We start from the raw sequence: 20,919 nt of genomic DNA, 5'->3' as shown, positions 1-20,919 counted from the left end.
CGCCCGTCCGTCCCGCCCTGTGGGCCGGGTGCCCTCACCCGACATCCGACCGCAGTGTTCTCCGCCCTCTCGCCCTTCCGCTCGCCAACCCGAGAAAGATTAAGATAACGAGAACGATCGCCTAATCCGCCCGCTCGTCCCGTTGCGGAACGCCTCCGCGCTTCACCTCATCCCTGTGGGCCGGGTGCCCTCACCCGGCATCCTTTCGCGCCCCCCTCTGCTCCTTCAGGTTTCCCTCCTCCGTCCTCCGTCCTCCGCCGTCCGCCGTCCGTCCTCCGCCGTCCGTCCTCCGCCGTCCGCCGTCCGTCCTCCGCCGCCGTCCGCCCGCCCGCACCCCTTCACCCCGCATCCAGCGGACTCCGCACGCCCAGCCCCGGCTTCTGCATCACATGCGTATAGATCTGCGTCGTCTCCACGCTCTGGTGGCCCAGTAGTTCCTGCACCGTCCGGATATCGGTGCCCGCCTCCAGCAGATGCGTCGCAAACGAGTGCCGCAGCACATGCGGCGTCACGCGTTTCGTCATCCCCGCCGCGCCCGCCGCCTTGCGCACCGCATTCTGGAACGTCCCGTCGAGGATATGATGTCGCCGCCGCCGCCCCGTCTCCGGGTCCTGCATGAATTCGCGCGACGGCCACAACCACTGCCACTCCCACGTCACCCCCGCCTTGGGATATTTCCGGGCCAGCCCTTCCGGCAACCACACTCCCGGCGCGTCCGCCGCCCGGTCCTGCGCGAAAATCTCCCGCAGTCGGGCCAGATGAGCCTCCAGTTTTTCCCGCAGCGATTCCGGCAGCACCGTCAGCCGGTCCTTGTCGCCTTTCCCGCCGTAAACGTTCAATTGCCCGCGCGCCAGATCCAGGTGGTGCACGCGCAGCCGCAGCAGTTCCATCAACCGCAGCCCGCTCCCATACATCACCTCCGCCATCAGTCGGTAGCCGCCCGGCAGTTGCTCCAGCACCTGCCGCACCTCCGCCTTGCTCAACACGGTCGGTATTCTCTCGCGAGCGCGCGCGCGCCGAAAATCCATTTCACCCAGATCCATCCGCAACGCTTCCTGCATGAAGAACACCAGCGCATTGAGCGCCTGCTTCTGCGTGGACGGCGCTGCGCGCTGCTCGACGGCCAGCGCGGAGAGAAACGCCGCCACATCGTCCCCGGAGGCCGCCTCGGGCGAGCGCGGCGCCAGGAACCGCGCGAACCGCGCCGCCCATGCCCGATACGTCTGCTCCGTGCGCCACAAAAATCCCTTGCGCCGGATGGCCGTGATCAACGCGCGCTCCCACTCCGCTCCGCCCTGATCCGCCGCCGCCAGCGGCGGCACGGCCGGCCTCGCTCCCGCCCCCGCTCCCGGCCCCGACCGCCGCGGGTTATCCGCCGGCCGTTGCGCCCCGACCTCGGGCTCCCCAAACCCGCGCGCCGCCGGGCGCGTCTTGCCCGCCGCTCTGGCCGCCTTGAAGAGCCAGGCGAACGCCGCGCGCTCGGCCCGCCGCGCGTTCTCCGTCAAACCAGCACGCGCCAGATGCCAGCGGATGAAACCCGCCGACAGCGGCCGGCCCGTGGATTTGCAAGCTCGCAACAACCCTAAAATTGCCCTGACATGCGCCTGCTTCACTTCCGCCGACCATGCGCTCGCCCCGTTCAACACTTCGCGCCACTCCGGAAATGACACGATTTCGTCCAGATTTTGCTCTGTGCGCTCGCCTGCTAAAGCCATACTGCCAGTGTGGCTTTTGCGCGGCCCCGAGCAATCCGATTCCCAAGGTTTCGCCGCCGACCGACCGCCGTCGCATGAAACCAAACCACGACGACACAACGGCTAACCGAGTTTCCGTTCCCCACCTCAACTGCAACCCCCGCTCTCGTTCAGTTCTGGCATTGCCACACTGAGTATGGGCGAATAACACTGATCGGCGGAAGAAATGACGGCTTCTGAGTTCAACTCCCGGTTCGCCAGTAAAGTCGTGCCCTTTGATTGCTCGAAGGGATGGCCTACCGGTGCGGACCTTTACTATCAGTGTCCCTCGTGCGGCGAGGTGCTCGAATCGCACCCGAAAGAAAGTGCCCGTTGTTCCTGTCGTGGGATCATGATCGACGTAGATTATGGCCGCCTTTCGGCGACCGATGAAAAGCGCGTCGTTCTATTGCGCGCGTCCCAGAAAGAGCCGATCTCTGAGCGTTCTGCTGCGCCGTAGCGCGCAGCGGGACGCGGGTTGAACAAGCCCGTTTCGAAGGCGTCCGCGGTTCCGTCCGCCGCTTATGCGTTTTGTAGTGGCCTCCGACCGCCGATGGGCGGAGCGCCGGACGGCGGCATCCTTCGCCGGTCGCGGGCGCACGTGCCGGTAGCGTCCGTTTTCGCCCGCCGAGAGGGAGTCCGCCACCCGTCACCGGGGGCGCGAGCCGTCTTGCGTCGGTCGCGGCCAAGGCTGCCGCCGGCGGCACGGGGCGCGGGCCGCAATAATATAATAAGTTGGTCCCTGATCTTTATACTCATCGCTGGCAAAGGGGCGGCGCGCGCGCCTGCCGCGGCAGCGTGCCCACGCGCACGAGCGTGAACCGTTCGCAGTGCGGGCAGCGCAAGTGCCAGCGCGGCGCCTCCGGCGGCGGCGCCGCGAGCACGATCGGCTTTTGCAGCAGCGTCTCCACCGTCATCCGGCGGGCGTGCGCCGCCGGGTGCAGCCAGCCGAAGTAACGCACGCGATGCTGGCCGGCCGGCGGCACGTGCTGCAAATACCGCCGCAGGAACTCTTCCGCGCCGAGCGTGCACTGCCGCCGCTGCTGCGTCTTCGTGTCGGTATAGTTAAACACCACGCGTTCGTCATCGGCGACGACGAGGCGCTCGTCGCTGATCGCAGTGCGGCTGACGTAGCGCGCGAGATAGCGCACGACCGCCTCGCCGCTGCCGGCCGGCTGGCAGTGCACGACCCAACGGCTCCGCCACGTGCCGGCCGGAATCGAAGCGTGCCGCGCCGGAGCGCTCGCGCGCAGCACCGCCTCCATCCGCCCGCGAAACACTGCCGCCAGCTTCGCCACCGGCAGCAGCCAGTCGCGTTGCCGCGCGTTCACCCATTTTTTGCCGTCGGCGCTGAGCCCGCCGCCGGGCACGATATAATGCACGTGCGGATGATGCTGGAGCTGCCGGCCCCAGGTGTGCAGCACGCCGACGAAGCCGAGTTCCGCACCGAGCAACCGCCGCTCCGCCGCGACTTGTTGCAACGTCGCCGCGCTCTCGCGGAAGAGCCGGTCGTGCATCAACGCCGGCTCGGCGGCGAAGACCGCGCGCAGTTCCTGCGGCACGGTGAACGTCACCAGGAAATACGGCACCGGCAGCAGCCGCGCCTCCTGCCGCTCCGTCCACGCCGCGGTGCGCTCGCCGCCGCAGCGCGGGCAAGCGCGATGGTGACAACTGTGATACGCGAAGTCCGTGCCCGCGCACTCCGTGCAGCGATACACGTGCCCGCCCAAGGCGGGCGTGCGGCAGCAGCGGATCGCTGCGAGCGCGCGCCGCGCCCGCGGCGCGCAATGCTCCGGCACGCGGGCGCGCGCCAGCCAGTCGGCGAGCACCGACACCGGTCAGCGTGGTTCGAGCAACCGCGCGACCGCCGCGCGGGCGTGGCTCTCGTTGACCGCCGTCAGATGCGTATAGATCAACGTCGTCTCCAGCGAAGCGTGCCCCAGATACGCCGAGATCAGCCGGATCGACACGCCCTCCTCGAGCAGATGCGTCGCATACGAATGCCGCAGCGTATGCACCACCGTGCCCGCCGGCAGCCGCGCCTCGGTCCGCGCCAGCCGCAGGCAATGCTGCACCGAGCCCACGCCCAGCGGCTCGACGGCGGCGGCCAGGTGCGCCCCGCGCGCCGGTTGCTCGCGCCAGCCGCGGCCGACCCCCGGGAAAATCCACCGCGGATGCCGGTGCGTCCGCCAGAACGCGCGCAACTCGTGCAACATCGCCTCCGGCAGCGGCACGTAGCGCTCCTTGTTGCCCTTCGCCTCGCGGATATGCACGCGACCCGCTTCGCGCAGATCGCGCACCTCCAGGTTGACCGCCTCGCCGATGCGCAATCCGCACGCGTAGATCAACCGCAGCAGTGTGCGGAACCGCGGCACCCGCACCACCGCGAACAGCCGCGCCACCTCTGCGCGCGTGAGCACCGTCGGCAGCTTTTGCGCCGAGGGCGAACGCACCAGATCGAACAGCTTCCAGTCGCGCCCGAGGTGCACGCCGAAGTAGGCCCGCATCGCCGCCACTGCGGTTCGCATCGACGAAGGCGAGTAGTGGTGTTCGTCCTTCAACCGCAGCAGATGCGCGCGGACCGCGGCCTCATCGAGCGCGGCCGGATCGCCGCCGCAGCGCGCCGCCAACTGGCGGACAAACCGCAGATACTCGGCCTGCGTCGCCGCCGCCAGCGAACGCAGCCGCATCGTCTCCGCGAAACGCTGCACCGACTCCGGATCGGGCGCGGCGATCTTCCTGGCGCCACCCCGGAGCGTGGACGCGTGCGTGGACTCTCTTCCCGTCGATTTTGATTTGGGCATAGACCCGCAGCCTTGCCAGCCACCGCCCTCCCGCCCATCCTTCCGCCCGTGCCCCGCCCCGCACTATATACACCCGCCCACCCCCGCCGCGCAGCGGCTTGGTTCAACCAGTCGCTACAGCCAACGGGCCCAAGCGCCCGTGGCTGATCTCAAACGTTAGCCAAAAAACGAGCTCCAGAATGACGAGGCACATCCTCACTGTCATAGCCGGCGCTCTTGTGTTCTTCGGTTATTGTGCGGCCGTCGTGCCCAAGAATAGTCCGACGATTCATTGGTATCAGTATCCTGTCATTCTTCCTATCGAAGCAGGCATCGCGGTGAGCGGGAATCCGCACGACATGAATGCTGCAGTCGTTATCTTGTTGCTCGCCACTGAATGTTTGGTTGTCGGACTCTTCTTCGATGCAATCGTATCGTTCACGCGTCGCTTGTATTTTCGGATGAAAATCGAAAATGAACCAAAGGGCTAACTCTGAGCGTTCTGCTGCGCCGTAGCGCGCAGCGGGACGCGGGTTGAACAAGCCCGTTTCGAAGGCGTCCGCGGTTCCGACCGCCGCTTATGCGTTTTGTAGTGGCCGCCCACCGCCGATGGGCGGAGCGCCGGACGGCGGCATCCTTCGCCGGTCGCGGGCGCACGTGCCGGCGGCGTCCGTTTTCGCCCGCCGAGAGGGTGTCCGCCGCCCGTCACCGGGCTCGCGAGCCGTCTTGCGTCCGTCGCGACCAAGGCTTCCGCCGGCGACACGGGGAGCGAGTCGCAATAATATAATAAGTTGGTCCCTGATCTTTATACTCATCGCTGGCAAAGGGGCGGCGCGCGCGCCTGCCGCGGCAGCGTGCCCACGCGCACGAGCGTGAACCGTTCGCAGTGCGGACAACGCAAGTGCCAGCGCGGCGCCTCCGGCGGCGGCGCCGCGAGCACGATCGGCTTTTGCAGCAGCGTCTCCACCGTCATCCGGCGGGCGTGCGCCGCCGGGTGCAACCAGCCGAAGTAACGCACGCGATGCTGGCCGGCCGGCGGCACGTGCTGCAAATACCGCCGCAGGAACTCTTCCGCGCCGAGCGTGCACTGCCGCCGCTGCTGGGTCTTCGCATCGGTATAGTTAAACACCACGCGCTCGTCGTCGGCGGCGACGAGGCGCTCGTCGCTGATCGCCGTGCGGCTGACGTAGCGCGCGAGATAGCGCACGACCGCCTCGCCCCTGCCGGCCGACTGGCAATGCACGACCCAACGGCTCCGCCACGTGCCGGCCGGAATCGAAGCGTGCCGCGCCGTAGCGCTCGCGCGCAGCACCGCCTCCATCCGCCCGCGAAACACCGCCGCCAGCTTCGCCACCGGCAGCAGCCAGTCGCGTTGCCGCGCGTTCAACCATTTTTTGCCGTCGGGGCTGAGCCCGCCGCCGGGCACGATATAATGCACGTGCGGATGATGCTGGAGCTGCCGGCCCCAGGTGTGCAGCACGCCGACGAAGCCGAGTTCCGCACCGAGCAACCGCCGCTCCGCCGCGACTTGTTGCAACGTCGCCGCGCTCTCGCGGAAGAGCCGGTCGTGCATCAACGCCGGCTCGGCGGCGAAGACCGCGCGCAGTTCCTCCGGCACGGTGAACGTCACCAAAAAATACGGCACCGGCAGCAGCCGCGCCTCCTGCTGCGCCGTCCACGCCGCGGTGCGCTCGCCGCCGCAGCGCGGACACGCGCGGTGGTGGCAGCTGTGATACGCGAAGTCCGTGCCCGCGCAATCCGTGCAGCGATACACATGCCCGCCCAAGGCGGGCGTGCGGCAGCGGCGGATCGCTGCGAGCGCGCGCCGCGCCCGCGGCGCGCAACGCTCCGGCACGCGGACGCGCGCCAGCCAGTCGGCGAGGACCGGCACCGGTCAGCGTGGTTCGAGCAACCGCGCGACCGCCGCGCGAGCGTGGCTCTCGTTGACCGCCGTCAGATGCGTATAGATCAGCGTCGTCTCCAGCGAAGCGTGCCCCAGATACGCCGAGATCAGCCGGATCGACACGCCCTCCTCGAGCAGATGCGTCGCATACGAATGCCGCAGCGTATGCACCACCGTGCCCGCCGGCAGCCGCGCCTCGGCCCGCGCCAGCCGCAGGCAATGCTGCACCGAGCCCACGCCCAGCGGCTCGACGGCGGCGGCCAGTTGCGCCGCGCGCGCCGGTTGCTCGCGCCAGCCGCGGCCGACCCCCGGGAAAATCCACCGCGGATGCCGGTGCGTCCGCCAGAACGCGCGCAACTCGTGCAACATCGCCTCCGGCAGCGGCACGTAGCGCTCCTTGTTGCCCTTCGCCTCGCGGATATGCACGCGACCCGCTTCGCGCAGATCGCGCACCTCCAGGTTGACCGCCTCGCCGATGCGCAATCCGCACGCGTAGATCAACCGCAGCAGTGTGCGGAAACGCAACTCGCGCACCACCGCGAACAGCCGCGCCACCTCTGCGCGCGTGAGCACCGTCGGCAGCTTTTGCGCCGAGGGCGAACGCACCAGATCGAACAGCTTCCAGTCGCGCCCGAGGTGCAGGCCGAAGTAGGCCCGCATCGCCGCCACCGCGGTTCGCATCGACGAGGGCGAGTAGTGGTGTTCGTCCTTCAACCGCAGCAGATGCGCGCGGACCGCGGCCTCATCGAGCGCGGCCGGATCGCCCCCGTGGCGCGTCGCCAACTTGCGGACAAACCGCAGATACTCGGCCTGCGTCGCTGCCGCCAGCGAACGCAGCCGCATCGTCTCCGCGAAACGCTGCACCGACTCCGGATCCGGTGCCGCGATCTTCCTGGCGCCACCCCGCAGCGTGGACGCGTGCGTGGACTCTCTTCCCGTCGATTTTGATTTGGGCATAGACCCGCAGCCTTGCCAGCCACCGCCCTCCCGCCCATCCTTCCGCTCGTGCCCCGCCCCGCACTATATACACCCGCTCACCCCCGCCGCGCAGCGGCTTGGTTCAACCAGTAGGGATGAGAAGGCGGGTGTATAATCTCCCGCCGTATGAAAACCAAAACCCCTCCTGTTGAAAAACTAACCGTTGGCTTGGACCTCGGGGACCGCCGCCACCACGCGTGCGTCCTCGATGCCTCGGGCGAGATCCTCGCCGAGGAAGTGATCGTCAACACCCGCGAAGTGCTGACCGCGTTCAGCGCCCGCTACCCGGGCGCGACCATCGTGATGGAGACCGGCACGCACAGCCCGTGGATCTCGCGTCTCGTCACCACACTCGGCCACCCCGTCATCGTCGCCAACGCCCGCAAGCTGCGCGCCATCTCGCAAAGCCAGACCAAGTCCGACCGCGAGGACGCGCGGATGCTCGCGCGCCTGGGCCGCGCCGACCCGCAGCTGCTCAGCCCGGTCCGCCACCGCAGCGAGGACACGCAACGCGCCCTCGTGCGGCTCAAAGTCCGCGAGGCCCTTGTGCGCAGCCGTGTCAACCTCATCAACTCCGTGCGCTTCCTGCTGAAAAGCCTCGGAGTCTTCGTCTCCACCTCGATCAAAGCCATGGCCTTCACCCGCAAAGTCCGCGCCCAGCTCGCGCCGACCGACGCTTCCCTGGTCGCCGCGCTGCTCGCCGCGATCGACGCACTCAACGCGCAGATCAAAGCCCTCGACGCCGAACTCGAAGTCCTCGCCCTCGAACGTTACCCGGTGACCACTCTCCTGCGCCAGATCCCGGGCGTCGGGCTGATCACCGCCCTGTGCTTTGTGCTCACGATCGAAGACCCCGCGCACTTCGCGCACGCGCGCGCCGTCGGGCCGTATCTGGGCCTGGTGCCCCGCCGCGACCAATCGGGCCAGACCGACAAGCAACTCGGCATCACCAAGGCCGGCCACGCGCAGATGCGCTGCCTCCTGGTCAACTGCGCGCATTACATCCTCGGCCCCTTCGGTCCGCCGGGCGCGCTGCGCACCGCCGGCGAACGCATCGCCGCGCGCGGCGGCAAATCCGCCAAGAAACGCGCCGTCATCGCCGTCGCCCGCAAGCTCGCCGTCACCTTGCTCGCGCTGTGGAAAACGGGCGCCGACTACCACGCCCAACCGCAACCGCAGCCGCTGCCGCAGGCCGCCTGAGTCACCCGTCCGGCCACCACCACCCTCAACCCCTTGCCCGTTCCCACCCAGGTCTGATCCCTTTGGCCACTGCGCTCTAGCGCCAGCGTGAGCCTCACCGCTCAACGCGCTAACCAGTATGCAGGGCCGCCCTTTTCGAGCACCTTGGATTCCTCCCTGCACCAGCGCGGCCATTGACGCCGCCACCACGAGTGCGTATGGAAGCCGGACCGTTCGGGAACGCCGCCCCTCCTCCAGAGCCACCAAAAAGGTGAACCTTTTTCTATATTATTCTCGACACGCCTTCTCATGGAAGGGCCGCCCTTTTCGAGCACCTTGGATTCCTCCCTGCACCAGCGCGGCCATTGACGCCGCCACCACGAGTGCGTATGGAAGCCGGACCGTTCGGGAACGCCGCCCCTCCTCCAGAGCCACCAAAAAGGTGAACCTTTTTCTATATTATTCTCGACACGCCTTCTCATGGAAGACGCCAGAGCCAACGGCTCTGCTTGTCATGTCTCGTGCTTTCGCACGAGCCACGCCAAGCACAGCCGTGGCTCATCTTTGATCGTTCGGCAAAAATATCCTATGACATCCGAGACCTCTAGCCCCATAACGCGTCCCCCACGCAGCCTAGTTCTTCGACTTCTGTTTGGCTTTGTATGGCTCGTGCTGTTTTACTTCATCACCAATATGCTTCTAGGCGGAATCGTGGGAGCTATTGCCGGTGGGGCTGCGAATAATGGTAGCGACGCGCAGACGTTTAGCGAAGGCTTTGCTCAAGGAAAAGTCGCAGGGCGGGAGGCGACCGTCGCGTTCTTTCAGAAGCACGGACTTGCGGTGTTGGCAGGGCAGATTGTTGTGTTTGGGACCCTCTGCTGGTTTTCTGTGCTGCCCGGCGTTGGTAGGTATAAGATGGCCAAGAACGGATGACTGGGTGTTCACTGATGCCGTGCAATAAAAGGCCGAACTCTGAGCGTTCTGCTGCGCCGTAGCGCGCAGCGGGACGCGGGTTGAACAAGCCCGTTTCGAAGGCGTCCGCGGTTCCGACCGCCGCTTATGCGTTTTGTAGTGGCCTCCGACCGCCGATGGGCGGAGCGCCGGACGGCGGCATCCTTCGCCGGTCGCGGGCGCGCGGGCCGGTGGCGTCCGTTTTCGCCCGCCGAGAGGACGTCCGCCGCCCGTCACCGGGGGCGCGAGCCGTCTTGCGTCCGTCGCGGCCAAGGCTGCCGCCGGCGACACGGGGTGAGGAATCTAAAAAGGGGTCTGGCTTTGTAGTTTGTAGTTCATGCCAGTTGCTTGCTCAATCGCGCATCCGGATTTCGTTTCCAACGCCCAACCTGACGACTGACTTCGTGCCGGACTCCCATATTGATGGCCTCTCCCAGCCAGCGGTTGGTCGCCGTCGTGCGGTCTTTCATCGCCGCCGCCAACGCGGTTTTCCAAAACGCTGATTTCCTTTCCTGCTCCACGTCCGCGGGCCCGCGTTTGAGTCTGGCCAGCAAGGCCGCTAACTCTTCCTGCCAAAGCGCCTCGCGGGTCGCTTTCATTTCGGCGGCCATCCGCCGTCCGCATAAGCAGCCAGATAACGCGTGCGCTGACTGGCGCCATGGTTGGTCACCTGTAACAATGCTCCCACTCCGCCCGTGGCACTCAAGGAATCGGCAATATCCAGCCCCCACAAGTAGCTGCGAACGATCGTCCCGTCCCCCTTGGTTTCCGCGACCAGCTCCCAGCCAGCGTAAAGGTAGCGCAGCAAGGACACCTCCGTGTTATCGTCCAAATTGATCACACGCTTCTGCACCCGGCGGCCCAAGTAATCGTATTTGAATTCGATGAGGACCGGGTAAAGCCAAAACCCGCGGGCAGGGCGCTCTGCATGCGAACGAGGCGGTTTTCCGCATCGTAGGTGTAGTCCCAGATTCCCCCGGTCGTTGAAGATCCATAATTTCCAAGCTTCGTCGGTCTTCAGATTGCCTTCCTCGTCATAGGTGAACGCTTGCGACCGACCCGCGACAAAATAGTGCCGCGGGCCTTCGGCCGTCGTCGCCTCGGCCCGAACAAGATCGGTCCCGCCCGTCCCGCCGTTTCCCCTACACCTGCGGCAGCGCGATCGATGGATGCTCCGGGTCGTCGTCCGCCCTCGCCGGGCCAAACGTCGCGTAGTCGAGCGAGAATTTGCCCGCTCCCGCCGCCGCGATCACGACGAGCAAAAACAGCACCAGCGTAGAAAACGCCAAAGCCTGATTCGCATCAAATAGTCCATCTTGCCGGTGCACGAGAAACACTGCGCCCGCCAGAATCGGAATCTGGACCAACGCCGCCAGCCGCGTGAAAAAACCGATCGTCAACAAGACCCCACCGAGAAAGTGCGCCAGCATCACGTAGTGCAGCACACCGCTCTTCAACAGCCAGATGGCGTCCGCCTGTTGAAGCAAATTCACGTAGTAACCCGTCGACGTATGGGTGATCAGCATCACCCCGCGCGCGAACAGACCGAGGCCGAGGAAAATCCGAACACAATCCAGCCAGAGGCCGCGATGCGCCTCGCTCCAAGCGATGAACTTGCTCATGGGGTTGAGTCTCCGTGGGGTTGAAGGAGTCAGACTGCGCGGACGTCGGGGAAAACGCCCGCGCTCGACGCGAACGTAGAAACGCCGACCTCTCCGTCAAACGCCCGTTCGCCAAAAACGCATTTCTTTCGCCGTTTCCGCCAACGATTCGCGTCAGCGACGCGCTCAACCATCGTGCTCGGCACTTTATCGAGCCAGCCGCCCCACGTTTCACCCGTCGGCCTCTCGCTGTCCGCGTCGGCGCTTCGCCTCACCTCACCCGCCGACGCCGCTCGGCAGTGGCACTCTCGCCGCGTCGCCGAGCAACGCTGGTTCCGGCGCGAGGTCCACGCGGTGATCCGTCAGGATGAATTCCTCTTCGTCCTCCTGCTTGAAAGACAGCCCCAGCCGAAAATGCGTCTTCGGCAATTCGCTGCGCGGCAGATGCAGGTGGAAGCCTGCGTAAAGCGTGCGGCACTCCGGATACTTTTGCGCGACGTCCAACCGCGGAGACCGACGCGCGCGGAATGCCAGGCGCGAGTCCTCGGATTGAAAAACCACGGCCATCTCCCGCTCGCCGCCTTCGCGTTTCGGGAGGAACGCCCAACCGTCGATCTCGACCGCCTCGTCATCGCTTCGCACGGACTCGACAAAGTAAACCACGCCCGGAATTTCGCGCGGGGCGCGCAGCGTCACTTTTTCCGCCGGCGATGGCGCGTTCACCGGGGCGGTGCGCAAATCCACCGTCGATGCCGTCAGCACACACGCATCGGAATCCTTTCCGCGAAACAGCGCGCCGATTCGATAATTTTCCGGCGGCAAGGCCGCGCGCGGCACGACGACCCGAAAACCCGCGAACAACAATTCCGCGTTACCCTTGGCTTGCACGACATCGGGGCGCCGGATGCGCAGCGCGTGGAAAGCGCGCACCGTCGAGTCGCCGACAAACACCACGGCGGGTTCGCCCGGCGGCATGCCGCCTCGAGGAGTGGCCGCCCACCCGTCGACATACACCGCGTGCGCGTTGGCTTGGACGCCGTCGAGCGCACACGTGATGCCATCCCTCAATCGCTCGTGCCCGAGCGTGATCGCCTTCACCTCTGGTAGCGGCAGGCGATAGATGCCCCGCTCTTCCGCCGCGACGAGGATGCGATCCCCCAAGGCGGCATTGGGATAGAGTTTAAACGGTGCACCTTCGAGCGTGCGGGAGAAATGATAGCGCAACGCCACTTGTTCGCGCAGCTCTTTGAACACTTTCCCTTTCTCCCCAAAGCGGACATCGGCCGCCACGTTGACCGCGCCAAACGCCACCACCAGCGACGCGAAGAGCCATCCGCGACGCGCCGCACTGATCTCCCCGCTCGTCCACGCCACCCACGCGGTTAACGTCCAAGCCAGCGAACTCAGAATGATATAGCGCGAAGTCAACGTCGCCGCACCCGCGAGCCCCGTGCGACCCAGCGCCATCAGCATCATTGCGATCACGCAGAACGCGACCACCGCCGCCGCGACCCGCTCATCCTTCCAGCGGCGCTGCCGCATCAACCAGAATCCTGCGCCCACCAGACACGCCCCGAGCCATGGAGCCACCGCTGCATCACCCAACGCCGGAGCCGCCCCCAGCAAAGCGAGCCAGTAAATGAACACCGAGCCCGCGTGGACGGAGGTTTCCACGTGATGCCCCGGGTTGAAAAAGAACCCTGGAAAATAACAAATCACCGCCGTCGCCGCGACCAGCAGCCAGACGCCCAAATGACGCCAGCGGCGTTGCCCCGCCAGCAACCCGGCGCCCACCGGCCAGATCACGAACCCATGCACCAGCGTATAACTTCCCAGCAATCCGAGCAGCAACGCGCCCCACAGCCCCAGCCTGCTCTCGCGCGTCAGCAGCACGAATGCCCCCGTGGCGAGCAGCACCACATGAAAGTGGTCGATGGAAGAGCCCGCCCAAAAAAGATTTTCGTAATGCTCCAGGTGAAACAACCCCAGGCCCAACAACGCCGCCAGCGGTGCGCGCTGCCCCGGCTTGCCGACAAACACGAGCAGCAGAACCGCGGTCCCGAGCAGAAAAGCATCGCCCAAGACACCAATGAAAACGAAATCCAACGTTCCCGTCGTCGCGCGCAACAGCAGGTAGAGCAGCCGGCTCGTCACGATCCGATGCTCATTTTGCACCGCGAACAGTTTTTCGAGAATCACCGGCCACGACGCGTGCCGGTCGAGGTCGACGAGATAACTCAGCGCCGTTTCGAACTCATCCCAGTAAACAATATTCCGCAGGTTCGCCGCCACCTGCGCGACGAGAAACACGACCGGAGCGAGCCCAAGAAACCATAACCCCCACTTGCACCAAGGAGCCTGCGGGTGGGGTGATGACATGGGGGGGTGCCGACGAAAGAGTCTGCCCACCGCGTCGACGGCAACTGAATACCCCTCAACCCCGCCGAAAGACGCCGTCAGCCTGCCTGACAGGTCGCCTCCGCCGGTCGTCGCTCGCCGGCGTCAGCGACGCAAAACCACCGCGCAACCCGCCCATTCGCCGCCCGGTCGCCAGCGCCATTCGCCGTCGACGATGCGCGCGCCCTTCCCTCCCTCGTTCAGTTCGCCGGCAATCTTCCACTTTCCCGGCGGCAGCGGCACACGCAGCTCGCGCGTTTTCGGATCCGCAAACGTGTGCGCCACCACCAACACGGTTCGTCCGCCTGGGGCGATGCGCACGACCGCCTGCCAGCCGCGCGCATGCCGATAGGCCCGCACATCCGGGCCGTAGCGGTGGCTCCGCCCCCGCGCGATCACCGGCGCCGCCTCGCGATACAACGCGATGCTCCGCGCCACAAGTTCATGCTGTTCCGCACGCAGCGTCATGTAATCACCCGAAAAACACAGCCGGCCCAGAAACCCGCTCGCGAGCACATACGCGGTGCGCCGCAGATCCGCCTCCGCCCGCAACACCGCCCACACCTGACTCTGCCGCGGCAAAATCACGCGATGCAGATTCGCCGCGATGATCGGAATTTCCCGGCACTCGTGCGCATCGGAAAAGCTGCCCATCGCCACCAATGCCATCATCGACGGCTCCAACCGGTGCCCGCCCGACGAGCAATTTTCGATCACGAGATCGGGCAGCTCCGCGCGCATTTTCCTAAAAAACGCCTGCACGCCCGCGAGATGCTGCCGCAAGCCTTCACCGGGCGATTCCGCCCCGTCGACGCCGAAGCCGATCGTCTCGTTGTAATCGACTTTGATATAGCCGAAATTCCCCTCCCGCAGGGTGCCGATCACGCGCGCCGTCAGATAATCCACCACCGCAGGCTGGCGCAGATCGAGAAACCGTCGCGTGCCGCCCGTGATCGGCCGACCGTCGCGATGCAGCAACCACTCGGTCTTGTTCCACAGCGGCGAACTGCTGCCGACCACCTCCATCTCAAACCACAAGCCCGGCACAAATCCCGCCGCCCGGATCGCCTCCGTGGTGGCGCGCAGACCCTGCGGATACATCGCGCGGTTCGCCTGCCACTCGCCTTGCGCATCACCCCACGAACCGGCGTCCGGCTTATACCAACCCGCATCGATCACCAGATATTTGACGCCCGATCCGCGCAGCCGCTCCGCCAGCCTCACCATGTTCTCGTGCCGCGGATCGCCCCAACTCGTCGCCCATTCGTTGAACATCACCGGCAACGCTCGCTCGCTCTTCGGCAGTTGCGCGAGCGGCCGCTCCTGCGCCGCGGTCAAGGCCGCGCAAACATCCTCCACGCCGCCGGCGACGGCGCTTACGAACGCCACGGGCGACGTGAACTGCTCGCCCGGCGCCACCGTCTTCATCCAATGGCCAAACTCGCGATCCGCGAGTCCGCCGGAAATCGCGCCCAGATCTTCGCGCCGGTAAACCTCCATCTGCCAAGAGCCCGGGTGGGCCACCTGCGCGCCCCACGTCACGCCCGCCCCGCTGTCTTCCACCGCGACAAAGGGGAAATACCCGTTGACCGGCAGCGAGCCCACCGCGCCGAAACGCTCGGCGCGCACTGAGTAGCAACTCCACGACGGCTCCAGTTGCGCGTCTTCAAAGCTTTCCGTCACGAGCCGCCCTTCCGTGCTCCACGCCGCCCGGATCCGGTGCAGCCGCAGCCGCTCCGGCGCATCGTCTGAGGCGAACGCCGCGAGTCCGCTGATCGAGAAACTCGCGAGCATTTCCAGCGTGACCGGGGCTGCCGACGTGTTTTCCACCGTTGTCGTGCTCTCCAGCCAGCTCGCGCCCGCCCGCCAGGTGAGTTCATGGTGCGCCCGCCAGCCATCTCGGTCGTGAACGAAGCTGGTGCGCACCGTCGTCGCGCCGCCACGTCGGGTCACTGCCTGACGCTCAAACGCCAGCCGGTCCACCGTCACGCTGTTGCGCAGGGTGCGGCCTTGCGCAAAGCCCGCCGGCGGTTCATCCGCGAGCGCTTTCACTTGCACGAGCGATTCAATGTGCCACGCGCGCAACCGCCCATTCGTCGCCGCCAGCATCGCGTCGAACTCCACGCCGTCGATCACCTCGCGGCGCTTCGGCAGCTTCGCCGCTTTCGCCGTGGGCACGAGCCAGAGCCCGAGCCGTTTGGTCTCCGGGTCGCGCATATAGAGCGCCGTAATCGCGCCGCAGCGCACCTTGCGAAAGAGTTCGGGTTGAACGTTGGAGGCCATGGGCTGGGGCAATGATCTTTTTGCGCGATCGCGTCTGCGATCAGGGCTTGGTCGTCTTCGGCTCGCGCGCCGGCTTCGTCGCCGCCGCCTTGGCGTCGCCAAACGGCCAGATGCCGGCGTTGCGCAATTCCGTGTCGAGTTTCGCTTTTACGAGCAGCGCCGCGGTGTCCGCATCGGACACGCGTTTCGCCTTCAATTCCGAATCGTTGGCCAACGTGTAAACGAGCGCGGCCACGGCGGAGGACGAAGCGGCGACGAGCTTCGGATCCACCTTGTCGTAGGTGTCGCCAAAATCGTGATAGAACCGCACCGCCTCCGGCGCGATCGGGCCGCCGATCGTGATGGCCCGCACGCCCGTCAACATATACGGCAAATGATCGCTGCCGCGCCACGGCGAGCTCACGACCCCGTCCTTCAACTTCAATTCACCCAGCGTCTCGTTGAATCGCTGCAGCACCGGCATCAACTCGTCGTAGCCCATCGCGTTCACCCCGGTCGGGTAGCCGGCCATGTCGAGGTTGATCATGGCGACGATCGGCGCGTCGCGCTCGCGCTCCGATTGCGTGCGCGAACCCCACAGACCCGCCTCTTCGCCATTGAACCAGACGAGCTCCACCGTGCGCAGATTTTCCGGGCTGTGCTTCTGCAGGAGCCGCGCGGTGTTGAGAATCTGGGCAATCCCCAGGCCGTTATCCAACGCCGCCTGGCCGAGATCCCAACCATCAAAGTGGCCGCCCAAAATCACCGTGTCGGGCGTGCGTCCAGGGAAACGCGCCACGATGTTGGCCGTGGTGACCGGAATGCATTTCGAGCGCACCACCAAGGTGAGCGTCACGCGCTGGTCTCGCGCCAGCAACCGCTGCATCCACAATCCTTCCTCCGCCGTGATCGTGAAGACCGGCAGCGCCAACGGCTCGCCGACAAAGCTCCCCGAACGCGCGAGCAACTGACCGCCATTCACGCGATCGATGAAGAGCAGCGCTTTCACCCCATGCGCCATCGCCTGCTTTATACTCTCGCGGGTCGACACCGGGCTGCCGGCCGAAACCACGCCGATTTTTCCCTGTGTGTCCTGTCCCGCGTAGTCCTCCGCCCGTCCGAGTTTCAGGTCCACGGCGTCCGCGGTGAATTCGGGAGTCGGTTGCGTGTAGCTGATCGACGCCGCGCGGATCGGCCGCGGCACCGGCGCGAGCATGGTGATCCGATCATCGCCCCGCTCCCATCCCGGCATCTTGAATTCTTCCAAACGCGCTTCGATTCCCAGCGCCTTCAACTCCGCCACGGTGCGCTCCATCGCCGCTTGGTTTTGCGGGCTCCCCACGAGCCGGCCGCCGAAGTCGTCGCACAATTCCTCCAGGAATTTGTAGCCGGTTTGATCCGTCATTCCATCGGCGATGATCGCATCCACAATTTTTTGCTGCGGTTGCGCCACGACCGTCGCCGCGGTCACCGCCAGCAAAAGCGCCGGGACTGCCCGCCGCACCCAGCGGACGCCTGGGCGGTGAACCTTGCGCTCTATGCGCGAGTTGATCGAGCACGAGAAAACGTCGGCAGATCGGATGTGGATCATAATATGTTAGTCTTAGGTTTAATCTTCGCGGAGCCAGACCCGCATCTCGCCTTCGCCCCGGTTATTCCAGAGGCAGTAAGGCACCGCCCTGAGTGTCGCGGGCACCCGGATGGGTTCCGCCGTTGAATAGAGTTCGTTTGACGCCGGGGTGATGCGTTCAGCGGCGCCCTCAATCACGATCGCTCCGCCCAGCAATCCTGCATCGAACCGCGCCGTGAGCACCGCGCGCTTCGGCAAGACGAGTTGCGCGAGCTGCGGGCCGTTGTCGATTTGCTCGACGCAAAAAACCAGCGGTCCGCGCTGCAGCGCCACGCATCCGAGATCGTAGTGGACCCGGGGATGCGCGCGCACGCGTTGCACAGTCATCGGCAGATCCAACGTCACGACATCGCCCGGCGCCCATTCGCGATCGAGGTGCAGGTAACCGTCGCGCGCGTGCGCGGCGAGATCCACGGGGGCGCCGTTGACCGACGCACTCGGCGCGGTGCACCAGCCGGGCAGCCGCAACCGCAACCCGAATTTCGCCGGCCCGCGCGGCGTCACCTCCACCCGGACTTTCCCGTCCCACGGATAATCGGTTTTCACCGCGAGGCCGACTTTCACTCCGGCCACCGTGGCGTCGAGCGCACAGTCCGCGTAGAGATGAATCGCGAGACCGTCGGGCTGCACCGAGTGCACGTAGTAGCCGAGCGAGGTCAAGGTGCGCGCGATGTTGGGCGGGCAGCACGCGCAACCGAACCACGGCACGCGCTGCGTCTTCACGTAGTGCTGGTCGCGGCGCGCCTTCGCTTCCTCCGGGCGCACTTCCAGCGGGTTGACGTAAAAGAATGTTTTCCCGTCGAGCGCCATGCCGGCGAGCACGTTGTTGAACAAGGTGCGCTCCATCGCATCGGCGAACTCGCCGCGCAGCTCCAGATCCAGCATCCGGCGCGCAAAGAAGACGAGGCCGATGCCGGCGCAACTTTCGGCATACGCCCGATCGTTCGGCAGATCGTAGCGCCCGGAAAACTGTTCGCCTTCCCACTCCGACCCGACCGCGCCCGTGATGTAGGTGTGATAGTCGCGCAAATTATTCCAGAGGGTGTGGCAGGCCTGGCGCAGCGATTGATCGCCCAGCTCTCGCGCCAGGTCCGCCATGGCCGTGTAGAGATACATCGCCCGCACGGCGTGGCCGACGGGCTCCAGCGCGTCTCGCACCGGCTTTTCCGCCTGCAGATATTCCCAACGGTTTTTGTAGAAATAGATGGGGAGCTTGGCGCTCACGCCGAGACGCTGGCTCTCGGCATCGAAATAGTTGGGCGCTGCGCCGCGTTGGTTGATGAAATAGGCCGCGAGCTGCACGTAACGTTTTTCACCGGTCACGCGCGCCAGTTTCACCAGCGCGAGCTCGATCTCCTCGTGCCCCGGATAGCCCGGGATCTGGCCGGCGCCGAGGCCGAAGACTTTCTCGATCATGTCGGCGAGCTTGCCGACCACGTCGAGCAGCGTGCGTTTACCCGTCGCCTCGAAGTGCGCCACGCCCGCCTCGATGAAGTGGCCGGCGATATAGAGCTCGTGCCATTCAAACAGGTTGGTCCACCGCTTGTCCGGAGCGGTCAACTGCACAAACGTGTCGAGGTAGCCATCGGGTTGCTGGGCTTTGGCGATGGTTGCGATAATGCCATCGAGCTCCGCGTCCAATTTCGGGTCGGGATGCGTCGCGAGCGAAAACGAGGCCGCTTCGAGCCATTTCGCCAGATCGGAGTCCTGGAACCAATAGCCGTAGAATTCCCCCGGCCGTTCGCCGGCGGCTACTTTGAAATTGTTGATCGTGCCGCTGCGCTCGGCGCCGGGCACGCGGTCGTTGAGCGCTTCCCATTGATACGGGATGACGACCTCACGGACGAGGCGGGCGCGTTCGGCGAGAAAACCGCGCTCGAAGCGAATGCGCGGCAAAGGCAGGCAGGTGGGCAGGCTCATGAAAAACGAAGGGCGGCGACGGCGCCCGGCGGCAGCGTGAAATGCACGCCGGCAGCATCGGTTTTCACCCCGTCGAGCGGACGCGCTGTCACGGCCCGGGGATGATCGAAGGTGTTGCACGTGGTGAGCACCGGCGTCGCCAGCACGCGCGCCTCACGCACGCTCACGTTCCGTCCGGCCAGCGCGAGCGTCACGTCCGCTGCGGCGGCGGGATCGGTGTTGCACACCGTCAACGTAATCGACTCGTCGGCGGCGACCGAGGCCGTCGCCGAAACGTGGGGAAACTCCAAACCGTCGTGCGACGCGAACGCGGCGTCACAGTCCACGGCGAGCCGTCGTGCATCCTGGTGCGCGGAGTAAAGCTCCAGCGTATCCCACGTCGGCGTCAGCACGAGCCGGCCGCCGCCTGGCTCCGTCAGCGCGACCGCCTGCAGCACGTTCACGATCTGCGCGAGGTTCGCGAATCGCACGCGTTCACAGTGGTTGATGAAAACGTTGAGCGTGAGCGCTGCGAGGACGGCGTCGCGGACTGTCTGCTGTTGATAAAGGAAACCCGGATTCGTGCCCGGCTCCGCCGCAAACCACGCACCCCACTCGTCGACCACCAGCGCCACTGCACCCGCGGCATCGTAGCGATCCATGACGGCGCGATGGCCGCGCACGATGGCGTCCATTTTCCACCCGAGCGCCATGACGCTTTTCCAACCATTTTCGTCAAACGGGGAGGCCGCGTGTTTGTTCTCCCATGTGCCCGGCATCGTGTAGTAGTGCAGCGAGAGGCCCTGAAACATCGGCGCGGCGTGAAACGGCCCTTTCAACGCGTCGCGCATCATCACCTCGGTCCACCGCACGTCGTCGCCCGCCGGACCGCACGCGACGCGAAAGAGCGGAGCGTCCGGAAATTCCCGCGCGTAACCGGTGAAACGGCGATACTCGTTGGCGTAATATTCCGGCGTCATGTGGCCGCCGCAGCCCCAGTTTTCGTTGCCGATGCCCCAGAGTCGGATCTTCCACGGTTCGCGCCGGCCGTTCGCCGCGCGCTCCTCGGCGAGCGAGCCCGCCGGGGCGTTGCAATACTCGATCCAATCGCGCATCTCGCGCGGTGAACCGCTGCCGACATTGGCCGCCACGTAAGGCTCGCAACCGAGCTGAGCGCACAGATCGAGAAACTCATGCGTGCCCACGGCGTTGTCGTCGACCACGCCGCCCCAGTGCGCGTTGATCCGCCGCGGCCGGCGCTCGCGCGGGCCAATGCCATCGCGCCAGGCGTAGTCGTCCGCAAAGCAACCGCCCGGCCAGCGGAGATTCGGAATGCGCAGGCGCCGCAGCGCCGCCACCAGATCGCTGCGCCAGCCGCGCACGTGGGGCACGCGGGCGTTTTCGCCCACCCATAGCCCGTCGTAAATGCAACGCCCCAGATGCTCGGCGAAATGGCCGAAGAGATGGCGGCTGATCGTGGGGCCGGGCTCATTCGCCCGAATCGTGAGGTTGGCGCGGGGCATGGAAAGAAAGGGCAAACGCACCGATACAGGAGCCGGTGCGCCGCGCCAGCCTGCTCGGGCAGGCGGCGCGGCAACGCGGC

Annotated in this window: 16 protein-coding genes; 2 read left to right on the top strand and 14 right to left on the bottom strand. The window is 65.9% G+C overall.

What is annotated here, in order from left to right; translation table 11 throughout:
• Nucleotides 1-338 precede the first annotated feature (338 nt).
• The 6 genes from K0B96_RS01285 to K0B96_RS01260 all read right to left on the bottom strand — a co-directional run bounded on the left by K0B96_RS01285 (nt 339) and on the right by K0B96_RS01260 (nt 7,376).
• Complete coding sequence (locus tag K0B96_RS01285; protein ID WP_220162938.1) at nt 339-1,715, bottom strand: integron integrase; 1,377 nt, start codon at nt 1,713-1,715, stop codon at nt 339-341.
• Nucleotides 1,716-2,488: 773 nt separating this feature from the next.
• Nucleotides 2,489-3,568, bottom strand: coding sequence for an IS91 family transposase (locus tag K0B96_RS01280; protein WP_220162935.1), 1,080 nt, complete (start codon nt 3,566-3,568; stop codon nt 2,489-2,491).
• Between the two features lie 3 nt (nt 3,569-3,571).
• A complete protein-coding gene (locus K0B96_RS01275) occupies nt 3,572-4,537 on the bottom strand; it encodes a tyrosine-type recombinase/integrase (protein WP_220162933.1) in 966 nt (321 codons plus the stop codon).
• Nucleotides 4,538-4,686: 149 nt separating this feature from the next.
• Nucleotides 4,687-5,058 carry a hypothetical protein gene (locus tag K0B96_RS01270; protein WP_220162931.1) on the bottom strand — a complete coding sequence of 124 codons (372 nt, stop codon included), beginning with the start codon at nt 5,056-5,058 and terminating at the stop codon, nt 4,687-4,689.
• 269 nt (nt 5,059-5,327) lie between these two features.
• Complete coding sequence (locus K0B96_RS01265; protein WP_220162929.1) at nt 5,328-6,407, bottom strand: IS91 family transposase; 1,080 nt, start codon at nt 6,405-6,407, stop codon at nt 5,328-5,330.
• Nucleotides 6,408-6,410: 3 nt separating this feature from the next.
• Nucleotides 6,411-7,376 (bottom strand): tyrosine-type recombinase/integrase, encoded by a 966-nt coding sequence (locus K0B96_RS01260; protein WP_220162927.1) that lies wholly within the window; start codon nt 7,374-7,376, stop codon nt 6,411-6,413.
• A 147-nt stretch (nt 7,377-7,523) separates the two neighbouring features.
• On the opposite strand from K0B96_RS01260, the gene K0B96_RS01255 reads away from it, so the two are divergent.
• Nucleotides 7,524-8,597: an IS110 family RNA-guided transposase gene (locus K0B96_RS01255; RefSeq protein ID WP_220160955.1), complete on the top strand. Its 1,074-nt coding sequence runs from the start codon at nt 7,524-7,526 to the stop codon at nt 8,595-8,597.
• Between the two features lie 648 nt (nt 8,598-9,245).
• Nucleotides 9,246-9,509, top strand: a complete 264-nt coding sequence (locus K0B96_RS01250) for a hypothetical protein (RefSeq protein ID WP_220162925.1) — start codon at nt 9,246-9,248, stop codon at nt 9,507-9,509.
• A 353-nt stretch (nt 9,510-9,862) separates the two neighbouring features.
• Here K0B96_RS01250 and K0B96_RS01245 read toward each other — a convergent pair whose 3' ends face one another.
• The 8 genes from K0B96_RS01245 to K0B96_RS01210 form a co-directional block, all read right to left on the bottom strand.
• Nucleotides 9,863-10,138: a hypothetical protein gene (locus tag K0B96_RS01245; protein WP_220162924.1), complete on the bottom strand. Its 276-nt coding sequence runs from the start codon at nt 10,136-10,138 to the stop codon at nt 9,863-9,865.
• Complete coding sequence (locus K0B96_RS01240; RefSeq protein WP_220162923.1) at nt 10,123-10,380, bottom strand: hypothetical protein; 258 nt, start codon at nt 10,378-10,380, stop codon at nt 10,123-10,125. Before K0B96_RS01240 ends, K0B96_RS01245 begins: the two co-directional genes overlap by 16 nt.
• Nucleotides 10,381-10,669: 289 nt before the next feature.
• Complete coding sequence (locus K0B96_RS01235; RefSeq protein ID WP_220162922.1) at nt 10,670-11,149, bottom strand: DoxX family protein; 480 nt, start codon at nt 11,147-11,149, stop codon at nt 10,670-10,672.
• A 255-nt stretch (nt 11,150-11,404) separates the two neighbouring features.
• Nucleotides 11,405-13,507 carry a hypothetical protein gene (locus K0B96_RS01230; protein ID WP_220162921.1) on the bottom strand — a complete coding sequence of 701 codons (2,103 nt, stop codon included), beginning with the start codon at nt 13,505-13,507 and terminating at the stop codon, nt 11,405-11,407.
• Between the two features lie 123 nt (nt 13,508-13,630).
• Nucleotides 13,631-15,808 (bottom strand): glycoside hydrolase family 36 protein, encoded by a 2,178-nt coding sequence (locus K0B96_RS01225; RefSeq protein ID WP_220162920.1) that lies wholly within the window; start codon nt 15,806-15,808, stop codon nt 13,631-13,633.
• 40 nt (nt 15,809-15,848) lie between these two features.
• Nucleotides 15,849-17,378, bottom strand: a complete 1,530-nt coding sequence (locus K0B96_RS01220) for a M28 family peptidase (protein WP_220162919.1) — start codon at nt 17,376-17,378, stop codon at nt 15,849-15,851.
• An 18-nt stretch (nt 17,379-17,396) separates the two neighbouring features.
• Nucleotides 17,397-19,337 carry a glycoside hydrolase family 127 protein gene (locus K0B96_RS01215; protein WP_220162917.1) on the bottom strand — a complete coding sequence of 647 codons (1,941 nt, stop codon included), beginning with the start codon at nt 19,335-19,337 and terminating at the stop codon, nt 17,397-17,399.
• A complete protein-coding gene (locus K0B96_RS01210) occupies nt 19,334-20,839 on the bottom strand; it encodes an alpha-N-arabinofuranosidase (RefSeq protein WP_220162915.1) in 1,506 nt (501 codons plus the stop codon). Before K0B96_RS01210 ends, K0B96_RS01215 begins: the two co-directional genes overlap by 4 nt.
• Nucleotides 20,840-20,919: the final 80 nt, after the last annotated feature.

This window comes from Horticoccus luteus (assembly GCF_019464535.1).
Lineage (GTDB): Bacteria > Verrucomicrobiota > Verrucomicrobiia > Opitutales > Opitutaceae > Horticoccus > Horticoccus luteus.
Note: the sequence above shows the minus strand (reverse complement) of the source record. Positions and strands in the feature narration are given on the sequence as shown.

Bases quoted from the DNA above. Each gene is read 5' to 3' on its own strand.
- K0B96_RS01260 (WP_220162927.1), bottom strand. From the start codon at position 7,376: ATGCCCAAATCAAAATCGACGGGAAGAGAGTCCACGCACGCGTCCACG.
- K0B96_RS01255 (WP_220160955.1), top strand. From the start codon at position 7,524: ATGAAAACCAAAACCCCTCCTGTTGAAAAACTAACCGTTGGCTTGGAC.
- K0B96_RS01275 (WP_220162933.1), bottom strand. From the start codon at position 4,537: ATGCCCAAATCAAAATCGACGGGAAGAGAGTCCACGCACGCGTCCACG.
- K0B96_RS01210 (WP_220162915.1), bottom strand. From the start codon at position 20,839: ATGCCCCGCGCCAACCTCACGATTCGGGCGAATGAGCCCGGCCCCACG.
- K0B96_RS01230 (WP_220162921.1), bottom strand. From the start codon at position 13,507: ATGTCATCACCCCACCCGCAGGCTCCTTGGTGCAAGTGGGGGTTATGG.
- K0B96_RS01245 (WP_220162924.1), bottom strand. From the start codon at position 10,138: ATGGCCGCCGAAATGAAAGCGACCCGCGAGGCGCTTTGGCAGGAAGAG.
- K0B96_RS01225 (WP_220162920.1), bottom strand. From the start codon at position 15,808: ATGGCCTCCAACGTTCAACCCGAACTCTTTCGCAAGGTGCGCTGCGGC.
- K0B96_RS01215 (WP_220162917.1), bottom strand. From the start codon at position 19,337: ATGAGCCTGCCCACCTGCCTGCCTTTGCCGCGCATTCGCTTCGAGCGC.
- K0B96_RS01235 (WP_220162922.1), bottom strand. From the start codon at position 11,149: ATGAGCAAGTTCATCGCTTGGAGCGAGGCGCATCGCGGCCTCTGGCTG.
- K0B96_RS01285 (WP_220162938.1), bottom strand. From the start codon at position 1,715: ATGGCTTTAGCAGGCGAGCGCACAGAGCAAAATCTGGACGAAATCGTG.
- K0B96_RS01220 (WP_220162919.1), bottom strand. From the start codon at position 17,378: ATGATCCACATCCGATCTGCCGACGTTTTCTCGTGCTCGATCAACTCG.